Source organism: Microbacterium pullorum, from assembly GCF_014836535.1.
In the GTDB taxonomy this organism is placed as follows: domain Bacteria; phylum Actinomycetota; class Actinomycetes; order Actinomycetales; family Microbacteriaceae; genus Microbacterium; species Microbacterium pullorum.
Map to the genome: position 1 here is coordinate 299,715 of NZ_JACSQP010000003.1, position 12,345 is coordinate 312,059.

At 72.1% G+C, this 12,345-nt stretch carries 12 protein-coding genes; 2 read left to right on the forward strand and 10 right to left on the reverse strand.

Annotated elements, in window-relative coordinates; translation table 11 throughout:
• Positions 1 to 2 precede the first annotated feature (2 nt).
• The 6 genes from H9651_RS06275 to H9651_RS06300 all read right to left on the reverse strand — a co-directional run bounded on the left by H9651_RS06275 (position 3) and on the right by H9651_RS06300 (position 5,800).
• Positions 3 to 1,115, reverse strand: coding sequence for a glycosyltransferase (locus tag H9651_RS06275; RefSeq protein WP_191718418.1), 1,113 nt, complete (start codon positions 1,113 to 1,115; stop codon positions 3 to 5).
• 3 nt (positions 1,116 to 1,118) lie between these two features.
• Complete coding sequence (locus H9651_RS06280; protein WP_191718419.1) at positions 1,119 to 2,570, reverse strand: LCP family protein; 1,452 nt, start codon at positions 2,568 to 2,570, stop codon at positions 1,119 to 1,121.
• The gene (gene purE / locus H9651_RS06285) at positions 2,567 to 3,034 is read right to left on the reverse strand and encodes a 5-(carboxyamino)imidazole ribonucleotide mutase (protein WP_191718567.1); all 468 of its coding nucleotides are present in this window, start codon (positions 3,032 to 3,034) and stop codon (positions 2,567 to 2,569) included. Before purE ends, H9651_RS06280 begins: the two co-directional genes overlap by 4 nt.
• Positions 3,035 to 3,160: 126 nt before the next feature.
• On the reverse strand, positions 3,161 to 4,297 hold the full coding sequence (locus H9651_RS06290) for a 5-(carboxyamino)imidazole ribonucleotide synthase (protein ID WP_191718420.1): 1,137 nt from the start codon (positions 4,295 to 4,297) through the stop codon (positions 3,161 to 3,163).
• A gap of 71 nt (positions 4,298 to 4,368) precedes the next feature.
• Positions 4,369 to 4,950, reverse strand: a complete 582-nt coding sequence (locus H9651_RS06295) for a PH domain-containing protein (RefSeq protein WP_318244783.1) — start codon at positions 4,948 to 4,950, stop codon at positions 4,369 to 4,371.
• A gap of 55 nt (positions 4,951 to 5,005) precedes the next feature.
• Complete coding sequence (locus tag H9651_RS06300) at positions 5,006 to 5,800, reverse strand: biotin--[acetyl-CoA-carboxylase] ligase (RefSeq protein ID WP_191718421.1); 795 nt, start codon at positions 5,798 to 5,800, stop codon at positions 5,006 to 5,008.
• 100 nt (positions 5,801 to 5,900) lie between these two features.
• Here H9651_RS06300 and H9651_RS06305 point away from each other — a divergent pair, with 100 nt between their 5' ends.
• Complete coding sequence (locus H9651_RS06305; RefSeq protein WP_191718422.1) at positions 5,901 to 7,490, forward strand: acyl-CoA carboxylase subunit beta; 1,590 nt, start codon at positions 5,901 to 5,903, stop codon at positions 7,488 to 7,490.
• Positions 7,487 to 7,711, forward strand: a complete 225-nt coding sequence (locus H9651_RS06310; protein ID WP_191718423.1) for an acyl-CoA carboxylase epsilon subunit — start codon at positions 7,487 to 7,489, stop codon at positions 7,709 to 7,711. Before H9651_RS06305 ends, H9651_RS06310 begins: the two co-directional genes overlap by 4 nt.
• Before the next feature lie 229 nt (positions 7,712 to 7,940).
• Here H9651_RS06310 and H9651_RS06315 read toward each other — a convergent pair whose 3' ends face one another.
• The 4 genes from H9651_RS06315 to H9651_RS06330 are packed head-to-tail and all read right to left on the reverse strand — an operon-like array spanning position 7,941 to position 12,333.
• Positions 7,941 to 9,062, reverse strand: a complete 1,122-nt coding sequence (locus H9651_RS06315; protein WP_191718424.1) for a hypothetical protein — start codon at positions 9,060 to 9,062, stop codon at positions 7,941 to 7,943.
• A complete protein-coding gene (locus H9651_RS15015; RefSeq protein ID WP_318244784.1) occupies positions 9,059 to 10,309 on the reverse strand; it encodes a sensor histidine kinase in 1,251 nt (416 codons plus the stop codon). Before H9651_RS15015 ends, H9651_RS06315 begins: the two co-directional genes overlap by 4 nt.
• A complete protein-coding gene (locus tag H9651_RS06325) occupies positions 10,299 to 10,964 on the reverse strand; it encodes a response regulator transcription factor (RefSeq protein WP_191718425.1) in 666 nt (221 codons plus the stop codon). The genes H9651_RS15015 and H9651_RS06325 overlap by 11 nt, the downstream gene beginning before the upstream one ends.
• A 10-nt stretch (positions 10,965 to 10,974) precedes the next feature.
• Positions 10,975 to 12,333 (reverse strand): class I SAM-dependent RNA methyltransferase, encoded by a 1,359-nt coding sequence (locus H9651_RS06330; RefSeq protein WP_191718426.1) that lies wholly within the window; start codon positions 12,331 to 12,333, stop codon positions 10,975 to 10,977.
• Positions 12,334 to 12,345 lie beyond the last annotated feature (12 nt).

Genomic DNA, 12,345 nt, shown 5'->3' on the forward strand with positions numbered 1-12,345 from the left:
CGCTAAAGCTCCGCGTGCAGCTGCCACACCCGCTCGGCGGCCCCGAGCCACGAGAACGCCCTCCCGCGGTCGCCCGCGAGCACCGCGAGCCGGGTGCGGGCGGCATCGGACCCGATGGCCTCGGCCAGCCCCCCGGCCAGCCCATCGGCTGAGGCGGCCACGAGCAGCCCGCCCTCCACGATCACCTCGCGATGCGCACCGCTGTCGGCTGCGATCACCGGTGCACCGACCGCGAGGGCCTCCACGACCGTCCACGGGAAGCCGGTGAGGCTCGAGGGCGCCAACACCGCTTCGGCGCCCGCCAGCACGGCGGCGCGGTCACCGGCATCCAATCGCCCCCTCACGTGCACCCGCGATTCGGCCAGACCCGCTGCCACCGCGGCGGCGGCCACGGTCGCCACAGCCTCGTCGCCGACCTCGGTCACGACGACCGACAGGTCGCCGCCCTCGCGCGCGACGGCGGCGAACGCGTCGTCCAAGCCGGCACGGCGCGCACCGTCGACGAGCACGTACTGCGCCGGCAGACCATGCGTGCGTCGGCGCCCGGCCTCGTCAGCCGGAACCGCGAACCCTGCCGGCGGCGCGCCCGCGATGACCCGCAGCCGGTCACCGAGCTTCGGAGCGATTCCGCGCAGTGCCTCGGCATGGGTGTGGGTGGGCACGACGACGGCGTCGGCATGCTTCACCGCACGCTTGAGCATCGCCTTGTGCCAGAGCACATGCGTGCGCGACAACTCATCCGGTGCCTCCCACGCGGCGAGGTCCCACACAGTCACGACGGTCTGGTCGTGGTCGTACACGCGGTCGTGACGCACGAGCGGGGCCAGCAGGCTCGGCGAGTGGATCATGCCACCGCCGGTTCCCGCCGCGATCCCCAGCTGCCACGACGCCGCCAGCTCGCGACGCGCCAGCGGCGCGGTGTCGGCCCGAGCGATGCCGGGAAGATCCGCCCGCACGGCGGCGACCACGTCGTCAGCGGCGGCGGGGAGCAGCACCGCCACTTCGCACCCCGACGGCGCGGTGCGCACCAGCCCTCGCGCGAGCTCCCGTGAGGCTTCGGCGATCGGCCCGATGGCGGCGTCGTCATCCAGCACGACACGCAGTGTCGTCGTCATCGCTCAGTCCTCCGGCGTCGAGGTGGGTGTGGGCGGATGCAGCGTCGACTGCACGATCTCGTGCACGTAGTCGTAGTCCGGCTCCTCCGGATCGATGCCGATGCCCTGCGGCGTCAGCTCCAGGGTCGTCACCGGCTGCTCCTTCGCCTTCAGCGCCAGTTCGACGAACGCGGGGAACATCGACTGCGGCAGGTCGGTCTGGATGAGGTCCTGCCCGGCCGCGGCGATCTCGTTGAACCGCGTGAGCACCGTTGTCGGGTCCAGCTGCGCGAGCATCGCCTGCTGCAGCTGGCGCTGACGCTGCATGCGGTCCCAGTCGCTCGTGGTGTAGCGCGATCGGGCGTACCACTGGGCGGTGTCGCCGTCCATGTGCTGCTCTCCCGCCTCGATCCACCCGGACGCCCACTCCTCGGCCGGCTGGCCGTCGTAGGCAGGGCCCCCACCCTTGGGCAGGCGTTCGGCGACGGTGATGTCGACACCACCGAGCGCGTCGATCATGGCCGCGAACCCGTGCATGTCGACGAAGACGTAGTACGGGATCTCGATGCCGAGGATCCCCTCTGCGGCATCCTTGGTCGCCTCCACCGCCGGGGTGGATCCGAGCGATTCCGCATCGGGGTACAGGCCCGACCCGTCGCGGCACACCTCGACGGCATTCATGAGCTGGTTGATCCCCGAGCCCCACCCGCACGTGGGGTCGCCGTGACCTTCGAAGCCCGCGGGGTACAGGTCCTGCATGGGCCCCTCCGAGAACGGCGCGTTCTGGATGTCGCGCGGGATGCCGGTGATCGTCACGGCCCCGCTTTCGGCGTTGACGGAGACGACCGAGATGCTGTCGAAGCGCATCGAGTCGCGGCCGTCGCCGCTGTCGGCGCCGAGCAGCAGGATGTTGTAGTAGCCGTCCGACGGCGGCACGCTGGGGCCGCTCTGCCCGAAGATGGCGCCGAAGGCACCGCGCAGGGTGCCGACCGAGTACGCGGCGTACGCCGTGCCGCCGCCGGCGAGCACCAGCAGCACCACCGCGAGTCCCGCAACGCCCGCCCGGGCGGCTGGGCGCACCCGCACCAGACGCACGAGGCGCAGGGTGTCGACCGTGAGCACCACCCACAGCACGACGTAGGCGATCAGCACGACCTGCGCCACGGTGAGCACGAACCAGTTGGAGGCGGCCGCGGAGACCAGCGGGCGCCACAGCAGCGCGGCGAGCACGCCGACGACGACCAGTACCCACATGACGAGGGTCGCGGCGATCCCGAACCGCCCCAGCCGCCGGTTGCCGGCGAGCACCTGGGCCGACCCCGGCAGCAGGAAGTTCAGCAGCACGAGCCACCATGCGCGGCGGGTCATGACATCGGGAGATGTGGCATCCGGATGCCGCATCGGCCGGTCCTGCACGAGTCGCGACCGCGACGCCGCGGGGCGCGCCGGGCTGCGCGGCGGACTCGTCACGCTCACAGCGAGTCCTTCAGCCGCCGGTTCTTCTCCTCGACCTGCGCCTCGAGGTCGCGCGCGTACGCCTCGACCCGGTCGGCGAGCCGGTCATCGCCGGTGGCGAGGATGCGGGCGGCGAGGAGGCCGGCGTTCTTGGCGCCGTTGATCGAGACGGTGGCCACCGGGATGCCGGCGGGCATCTGCACGATGCTCAGCAGCGAGTCGAGCCCGTCGAGGGTGGCCAGCTGCACCGGCACCCCGATGACGGGAAGGCCGGTGACCGAGGCGAGCATGCCCGGCAGGTGGGCGGCCCCGCCGGCGCCGGCGATGATGACCTTGAGTCCGCGTGCGCGCGCCTCGCGCCCGTAGCGCAGCAGCTTGTCGGGCGTGCGGTGGGCGGAGACGACCTCGACCTCGTGGGGTACGGCGAACTCCGACAGCACCTGTGAGGCATCGCTCATGATGCGCCAATCGGAGTCGGAGCCCATGACGACGCCGACGAGGGGTGCTTCGGAGGAGTGCAGCGGTCGGGTCACCCGTCAAGGCTAGGGCGCGCGCCTGCGAGTTGCCCGCAACGGCGCGCTCCCTGCTGCGTCCGACCGTGGAGCGCGGGCTCAGTCGTCGAAGTGCACGGCCGCGGCGCGGGCCTCGTAGGCGGTCTCGTCCAGCTCATCGCCGGCGACCGTCACGTGCCCCACTTTGCGGCCCGGACGCGGGTCCTTGCCGTAGGTGTGGATCTTCGCCGCGGGGTGCTCGGCCATCGCGGCCGCGAACCGGTCGCTCAGGCCGCCCGCCACCGGGCCGCCGAGGATGTTGACCATGACCGACCACGCCTCCCGGGGCGTCGTGTCGCCCAGCGGCAGGTCGAGCACCGCGCGAAGGTGCTGCTCGAACTGACCGGTGACGGCGCCGTCCTGGCTCCAATGTCCACTGTTGTGGGGGCGCATCGCGAGCTCGTTGACGAGCACCCGCTCGTCGCTCGTCTCGAACAGCTCGACGGCGAGCATGCCGGTGACCCCGAGACCCTCGGCGATCGCCTCGCCGATGCCCCGCGCGACGTCTGCGAGACGCTCGGCCGCGTGGGGAGCGGGGGCGATGACCTCGGCGCAGACACCCTCGCGCTGCACGGTCTCCACGACGGGGTACGAGCGCATGTCACCGGACGGCCGGCGCGCCACCTGCTGCGCGAGCTCGCGGGTGAACTCCACCAGCTCCTCCACGAGCAGCGCGCCGCCACGGGCGTCCTCGGCCAGCACGGTGAACCAGTCATCGGCCTCGGTCGCCGCCGAGACGACACGCACACCCTTGCCGTCGTACCCCCCGCGCGGGGTCTTCACGACCGCGCGCCCGCCGTGCGCGTCGAGGAAGTCCTGCAGTTCGGTGGCGTCGGCCACCGCCGCCCAATCCGGCTGCGGCATGCCGAGTTCTTCCAGCCGCGCGCGCATCAGCAGCTTGTCCTGCGCGAAGCGCAGCGCATCGGCGCCGGGGCGCACCGCGACGCCCGCCTCCTCGAGCGCGTGCAGCACCGGCTGCGGGACGTGCTCATGATCGAACGTGACGACGTCGACGTCGCGGGCGAAGGCGAGCACGGTCTCTGCGTCGCGGTAGTCGCCCACCGCGGTCGCGGCGAGCGAGGCCGCCATGCCCGGCTGCTCCGCGAGCACGCGCAGCTCGATGCCGAGCTCCACCGCCGGCGCGATCATCATGCGGGCCAGCTGCCCGCCTCCCACGACTCCGACTCGCAGCGTCATGCCGATCCTTCCGTCCGTCCGTCCGTCCCCTTCATCTTCGCGCATCGGCGTCGCGGCGCGCGGCAGTCGGATCAGCGGCCGGGCAGGGGCGGGGGCGGACCGGGGTCGTGGGTGATCGTGGGGATGGCGTGGGAGTCGCGGTGGGCGAGGATCTGGCTCACCTCGACCTGGTCGGCCAGCACCTCGTGCACGAGGGCTATGGAGGGGATGTCCTTCATCACCAGGGGTGCATCGACGCCGTTGACGAGGATGAGGGTGCCCGTGCCCCACAGTCGCTGCAGCGGGCCACGGCGCTCGCGGATCGCGTATCCCCGGGCGTGGGTGAGCTCGGTGCGGTGGGTGGTGAACAGTCCCGAGCGGGCGATGACGCGCCGCGTGGTGATCGTGTAGGTGCGGGAGAGCCACGCGAGGAAGGGCAACACGACCAGCAGCAGCACGATCACGGCGGCCGCGGTCGGCAGCATCCAGTTCTCCAGCGGCGCCGGCAGATTCTCCCAGAAGTACCCGACGGCTCCGGCGACGGCGATGAGCACGAGTGCGGGCCACGCCATGCGGCGGGCGTGGCCGCGCAGGCGCGCGACGCGCAGTTCGGGCGTGGGCGCGCCGGGCGCCGGGGTGAGGGGGCGCCCCGCGAAGCTCATCGGCTGGGTCACACGACCATTGTGTCGGGCGCGGGCGACCTCGGCGGCGTGACGCGCCCGAGCGGTCTCAGCGCACGTGCACGACGTCGCCGGCGGAGACGACGGTCTCCACCCCGGCGACCTCGACCACCAGACGCCCGTCCGCGTCCAGTCGCACGGCCCGCCCCACGAGCACGCCACCGTCGGGCATGGCCACCGAGACGTCCCGCCCGAGCGTGTCGCATCGCGCGGAGACCTCGTCGCGCACCCCGGATGCCGCCGCGTCACCGCCCGCAGCCACGAGCGTGCCCAGCAGCCGGTCGTACTCCCGCAGGTAGCGCGCCAGCAGGTCGTCGAGGTCGACGGTGACCCCCACGGCGGCGAACGAGGTCGCCGTGGGCACGGGGAGGTCGGCGGGGGTCATCGTCGTGTTCACGCCTGCTCCCACGACCACCGCTCCCGCGTCACCGGGCACCGCCTCGGCAAGGATGCCGCACACCTTGCCCCCGTCCAGCAGCACGTCGTTGGGCCATTTCATGCGCACCTCGTGCGAGCGTCCGCGCAGTGCGTCGGCGATCGCGGCGGTCATGGCGGTCCCGGCGAGCAGGGGGATCCAGCCGCGGGCATGAGCCGGCAGCGTGGGCACGCGCAGCAGCACCGAGACCGCGAGCGCCGTGCCCGGCGGGGTCGTCCAATGGCGGTCCAGGCGACCGCGGCCGGCGCGCTGGTCGTCGGTCAGCAGCACCGACAGGTGCGGGTGCCCCACCGGGTCGCGCTGCGCGTCACGGACGAGGTCGGCGTTGGTGGAGCCGGTGGATCCGACCACCTGCAGCCGCGGCGAGACGGCGGCGGCCAGCGGGAACCCTGCGGTGGGGAGCGTCATGGCGACACCCTACGCCGAAGGCGGGTTGCCACAGCAGATGCCGACAGCCCTTGTGCGCACCCTCCAACTCCCCCGGGGGTCTCATCGGTAGTGTGGAACGGTGACGGATCAGCCCGACCTTTCCACGACCGCCGGCAAGATCGCGGACCTCCGCAATCGCTACCAGGAGGCGGTGCTCGACGCGGAGACCACCGCGCGCGACAAGCAGCACGCCAAAGGCAAGCTCACCGCGCGCGAGCGCATCGAGCTGCTCGTGGATCCCGGCTCGTTCGTGGAGTTCGACGAATACGTGCGCCACCGCACGACGGCATTCGGGATGGAGCGGTCCCGCCCGTACGGCGACTCCGTCGTCACCGGCACCGGCACGATCCACGGCCGCACCGTCGCGGTGTACGCGCAGGACTTCTCCACCTTCGGCGGTTCGCTGGGTGAAGTGGCCGGCGACAAGATCATCAAGGTGATGGAGTTCGCCCTGCGCGGCGGCATGCCCATCATCGGCATGCTCGACTCCGGCGGCGCGCGCATCCAGGAGGGGGTCGTCGCCCTCGGCAAGTACGGCGAGATCTTCCGCCTCAACACCGCCGCCTCCGGCGTCATCCCGCAGATCTCGATCATCATGGGGCCCGCAGCCGGCGGTGCGGTGTACTCCCCCGCGCTGACGGACTTCGTGATCATGGTCGACAAGACCAGCCAGATGTTCGTCACCGGCCCCGATGTCATCAAGACCGTCACCGGCGAGGACGTCGGCATGGAAGAGCTGGGTGGCGCCCACACGCACAACACCCGCTCGGGCGTCGCGCACTACCTGGCCGAAGACGAGGACGACGCGCTGGACTACGCGCGCACGCTCATCGGCTTCCTGCCCGACAACAACATGGCAGAACTCCCCCGCTACGAGAACGAGTTCGAGTGGGAGACGACGGATGCCGATCGTGGCCTGAACACACTCATCCCCGATTCCGCGAACCAGCCCTACGACATGCACCAGGTCATCTCGCGCCTGGTCGACGCGGGGGACTTCCTCGAGGTGCAGCCGCTGTTCGCCCCGAACATCCTGATCGGGTTCGGTCGGATGGAGGGCCGCACGATCGGCATCATCGCCAATCAGCCGTCGCAGATGGCCGGCACGCTCAACATCGAGGCCGGTGAGAAGGCCAGCCGATTCGTGCGCTTCTGCGACGCGTTCTCGATCCCCATCGTGACCCTCGTCGACGTGCCGGGCTACCTCCCCGGCACCGACCAGGAATGGACCGGGGTCATCCGCCGCGGCGCGAAGCTGCTGTACGCCTACGCCGAGGCCACCGTGCCGCTGGTGACGGTGATCCTGCGCAAGGCCTACGGCGGCGCCTACATCGTCATGGGCTCCAAGCAGCTCGGCGCCGACGTCAACCTCGCCTGGCCGACCGCCGAGATCGCGGTCATGGGCGGTCAGGGCGCGGTCAACATCCTCTACCGCGGCGAGATCAAGCGCGCTGAGGCCGCGGGCGAAGACGTCGCCGCGGTGCGCACGCGCCTGGCCACCGAGTACACCTACAACGTGGCCTCGCCGTTCCTGGCGGCGGAGCGAGGAGAGCTCGACGGCATCATCGAGCCGGCTCAGACCCGCGTATCGGTGGCGAAGGCCCTGCGCTCGCTCCGCGGCAAGCGAGCGAGCCTGCCCCCCAAGAAGCACGGGAACATCCCCCTGTGAGCACGCCCGACACCGACCCGATCCGCGTCGAGGTGCGCCGCGGCGCGCCCGACGACATCGAACTGGCCGCCGTCGTCGCCGTCGTCACCGAGGCGTACGACCGCGAGGCCGCGACCGCCGTGGTCGATGATCCCCCGGTGCGCGGCGGATGGGAGATGTCCGCCCGCGGGCTGCGCCGGCCGTTCGACCGCGATGCCGGCTGGGTCCGCGGCATCGGCTGATCCCCGCGCGGTGTCCCCCAAAATACCTACAGACATCCCTCGCACCCCCGGCGGATACTTAATCTGCTGAACGCAATTCTGCGTCGGTCGACCCGCTCCGTTCTTCGGATCCGGGGATCGACCCCCTGCGGAGTGGTTTTCGGGTAACCGCTCCGCAAGGCGAGGGGCAGGCGGCTTCGCCGCCCCTCGCCTCTTCTTCTGTCTGCGCAGACGGAGCCGTCTGTGCGGCTCAGCGCTGCCGGGCGGGCAGCGAGATCTCCTGCCAGAGGTCGACGGTGTCTTCGCCGTCGGCACGGGAGCGGCCGACCACGGTGACCGCGACGGTGTCGTGCGGCGCGGTGCGGATGTAGATGCGCTCGGACCGGGCGTTGCGCAGCACCTCGGCCAGCTCGGCGCGGACGACCCGCAAGTCCCGCTCACCGACGCCGTCCAGGCCCCCCTCATCGAGGACGGTCACATTCGCGCCGCGTTGGCGCGCCGACTCCAGCACGCCGCGCACGTCGTCGTCGAGCAGCCGCCGCCCGCGCAGTTCGTCGCGCAGTCTCCCCTCGGCCAGGCGTGCCATCTCCCGTTCGTGGGGAGCGAGGTCGCCGCCCGCGTCGATCGTGCGGGTGAGCACGGGGCCGGCCACCGCGAGAGCGCGCCGGACCTGCACCCGGCGTTCGCGCTGACGCCCCGCCTGTGAGGCGAGCCATTCCGACGCCGCCCGCTGCAGGCTCTCGAGCTGCTCGCTCTCGCGCGACGCGCGATCGGTGGACCACATCAGCAGCTGCGCCATCGCCGTCCACACCGCCGAACCGACGAGCCCCAGCGACAGCGTGGGGACGATGCCGATCCACAGCGCGCCCTGCACACCCAGCAGCACGATGCCGATGCAGGCGACGACCGGCCGCCGGCGCACCACCACGATCGCCATGAGGGCGCCGATCGCACCGATCGTCCACGTGGCGAAGGGAAGCTGCCGCGATGCGACGTCGACGTTGGCCCAGATGAGGGAGGGGACGACGGCCGCGGTCACGAGCGCGAGGCCCGCCACCCACGCCGGCGCCACGGTGGGCCCACTGACCCCCGAGGTCATGAGCGACGGCACCGCCACAGCGCCGGCGTCATCCTCGACCTCGCCGCCGTCCCCCACGGTCTCGGACCGGTCGAGCTCGCCGGGGGCAGGATGCCCGCGCCGGTCTTCCCAGAAGATGCAGATCCACGACGTCACCAGGTACAGCGAGACGGCGAAGACCACGACACCCCAGGGGGCGGCGAAGCCCTCGTCCCACCAGGGCCAGCCGAGACCGAGGTAGGAGGTGAATGCCACCCCGAGGGCGGACAGCACGACGCGCGGATTGAGGGTCATGCCGGCGGGCTCCACTCGAGCGTGATGGTGGTGCCGCGCGCGGTGGGCGCCACGTGCGCCCGACCGCCGACGGCGGCCACCCGGGCGTAGATGGAGGCACGGATGCCGAGCCGGTCGTCGGGAACCGTGGTGAGGTCGAACCCGGTGCCGTGGTCGCGGATGACGATGACGACGCCGCCCGGTTCGTCACCGTCGGAGACGGTGACCTCCAATCCCGCGGAGGCGGCGTGCTCGACGGCGTTCGCGACGGCCTGGGTTGCGGCGAGCGCCAGGGCGCGCCCGACGCGGCCGGGGATGGTGAGGGTCTCGTCGACGAGGATCCGGTCGGCCTGCAGCTCGATCCCCACCTCGCGCGCCCCGCGCTCGAGACGCTCCACCAGCTCCCCCACTCCGATCGGGGCGTCCGGCCCCTCGCCGACGTCCTGCTCGGCGTTGGCGAGGCGGGTGAGGGCTTCGCGGGCCATCGCGACGGCGAGTCCGTGCTCGCGCGGCGAGTCGGCACGCTCGGCGGCGATGAGCGCTGCCAGCACACTGTCGTGCATGAGCGCCGCCACCGCGATGCGCTCGCGCTCGGCCGCGTCGGCGGCGGCCGCGGCGGCGTACGAGGCCACGGCATCCACCCTCGCCCGGTCGACGCGCGTCGCCACCGCCCGGTAGACCCGGTCCAGCGTCAGCAGCACGGTGGCGAGGATGATGGCGTAGACGACGTCGAGGATCACCGGCGCCCAGAACTCCGGCGCGAATTCGGCCTGAGCCAGCCGCACGACCCCGTACTGCACGGGAACGAGCACCGTCCAGGCGATCTGGAGGGGGAACGGGAACGCCAGCACCGCAGCGACGGTGGCGATGTTCAGCAGCAACCAGATCCACGGGCCGTCATCGGGTGCCGGCTGGGATCCCGCGGTGGCCAGCGGCCACGCCAGCAGCGCGATCGGGTAGGCCACCGCGAACACGCCCGCAGCCAGGTGCACGCCGCGTCCGACCAGGCACGCCACGATCATGGCCGCCAGCGGCACGAAGACGACGATCATGAGCGCGATGCGCCAGTCGCCCTGCTCCTCGGTGGAACCGAGCGCGGTCAGCAGAGCGTGCACGCCCAGGGCGATGCAGCCCGCTCCCACGGCGAGCGTGGTGAAGCGCACCACCCGCGCGCGGGTGAACGTCGCCATTCCCGCTGCCGTGTCGGCGGTGTGACCGAACGTGCCGTGCGCTTCGGCGAGCACACGACGGCTGGTCTCAGAAGGCACCGGGGGTCTCTGAGGGTCGGGTGAGCAGTCCGTCTTCCATGGCGCGGCGCGCCAGATCCACTTTCGTGGGGGCGGGACGGCCGACTTCCACGTACTTGAACCGCACCCGGGTGATGTTCTCCTTGGCGGTCGAGTACGCCACTCCCAGCCGGTCGGCGACGACCTTCAGCGGAAGACCCGCGGCGTACAGGCGCAGCACGTCCCGCTCGCGCGCCGAGAGCTGCGCGTCGGCGAAGGCCCTGTCGCCGTCGACGGCGCTGGCCCACTCGACGTTGTCGAGGGGATGGCCGTCGGCGACCGTCTGGATGGCCTCGACGACCTCATCGATGCGACTCGCCTTGCTGATGACGCCCGCCGCTCCCGCCGACAGCGCCTCGCGGACGGTCGCGGGGCGGTCGGCGACGCTGTGGATGATGACACTGGAACCGTCGCCGACCAGGCGCGAGACGTTCTCGGTGACCGTCGTCCCGTCGCCGAGGGTGAGGTCGAGGACCACCACATCGGCCGGGGCCTCCCGGCTGTACAGGCGCCAGTCGAGGTACTCGGTGACCGTGCTGCCGGAGAAGACGACGTCTTGGGTTCCGGCGCGCAGACAGGCGGCCTCGAGCCCGAGTCGGACCGACTCGTGATCGTCGATGAGTGCCACACGGATCATGCTCGTCATGTTATCGGTGCGGGTCCTCGCGGATGAGCGTGGCCACGGCCTCGACATGGTGCGAATGCGGAAACAGATCGAGCGCGTCGATGCGGGACACCGCATATCCGGCATCCCGGAAGGTCGAGAGGTCACGCGCGAGCGCGACGGGGTCGCAGGCGACGTAGACGACGGTCTGCGGTGCGAGCCCCGCGATCGCCTCGACGACCTCGCGCCCGGCGCCGGAGCGCGGCGGGTCGAGCACCACCGCCCCGCGCGCCAGCCGGTCGCGGTCGCGCGTCGAGGCCGCCTCGCTCCACGTGGCGAGCCAGCGGTCGACACGGCCGGTCTCGGCGCGGGCACCGACCCATTCGGCGAGGTTCTCGCCGGCGTGCTCGGTCGCGCGGGAGTCGGACTCGACGCTGAGCACGCGGGTGCGAGGGCCACCGATATCGGCCAGCGCGGCGGCGAACAGGCCGACGCCCCCATACAGGTCCAGGTGCAGCGCCTCGGGGTCGAGACCGTCGGGCTGCGCCTGGGCGAGGTGCTCGGAGACCAGCTGCGTGAGCGCCGTCGCGGCGAAGCGGTGCACCTGCCAGAAGCCTCCGGCATCCACGCGGAACTCCCGCTGGCCGACCCGCTCCAGGACGACCTCGCGCATCGGATTGGAGTTCTTCGCCGCCGGGTGCTTCGCGGCGCTCCCACCCCGCAGGCGGCGTCCGCCGGCACGGTGGTGGTGCTCCGGGCGGGCCAGCACGCGCACGCGACCGTCAGCCGGCAGCACCAGGTCGATCCGCCCCGGTTCACCACTGCTCAATTCCAGCGCCACGCGCTCGATGTCGGGCGCGGCGAGCGGGTGGTCCTCGACGGTGACGACGCGATGGCTGCGCGCGGCGTACGGGCCGACGCGACCGGCGGCATCCACGTGCAGGCTCAGCCGCGTGCGCCAGCGCGTGCCGTCGTCGTCGGCCGTGCCGGCGCGGTCCACGCCGTCGGCGGTGACCGGGGCGACTGTCACCGGCAGCTCGAGGCCGCCGAAGCGCTGCAGCGCGTCGGAGACGACCTGGGCCTTGAGCGTGCGCTGGTGGGAGAGGTCGATGTGACCGAAGTCCGCGCCTCCGGGACGCTCGGCGGGGTCGACGTCCACGTCGGCCTGGCGCCAGACGTGCGGACGGCGGTGCGGTGAGGCATCCAGCACCTCCAGCACCTCACCGCGCCAGAACGAGGCCTTGCCGATGTCGGTCAGCCGTACCCGCACCCGCTCGCCGGGCAGCGCGTCGGGAACGAAAACGACGCGCCCGTCGTGGCGGCCGACGAACACGCCGCCGTGGGCGACATCGGTGACGTCGAGATCGATGAGGGCGTCCGCAGAGCCCGGGGGTGTAGCCATCCTTCGATGCTC

Excerpts from the sequence above, each read along its gene's own strand:
- H9651_RS06290 (WP_191718420.1), bottom strand. The coding sequence starts at position 4,297 with ATGACGCTGCGAGTCGGAGTCGTGGGAGGCGGGCAGCTGGCCCGCATG.
- H9651_RS06330 (WP_191718426.1), bottom strand. The coding sequence starts at position 12,333 with ATGGCTACACCCCCGGGCTCTGCGGACGCCCTCATCGATCTCGACGTC.
- H9651_RS06315 (WP_191718424.1), bottom strand. The coding sequence starts at position 9,062 with ATGACCCTCAATCCGCGCGTCGTGCTGTCCGCCCTCGGGGTGGCATTC.
- H9651_RS06325 (WP_191718425.1), bottom strand. The coding sequence starts at position 10,964 with ATGATCCGTGTGGCACTCATCGACGATCACGAGTCGGTCCGACTCGGG.
- H9651_RS06275 (WP_191718418.1), bottom strand. The coding sequence starts at position 1,115 with ATGACGACGACACTGCGTGTCGTGCTGGATGACGACGCCGCCATCGGG.
- H9651_RS06300 (WP_191718421.1), bottom strand. The coding sequence starts at position 5,800 with ATGACGCTCCCCACCGCAGGGTTCCCGCTGGCCGCCGCCGTCTCGCCG.
- purE (WP_191718567.1), bottom strand. The coding sequence starts at position 3,034 with ATGGGCTCCGACTCCGATTGGCGCATCATGAGCGATGCCTCACAGGTG.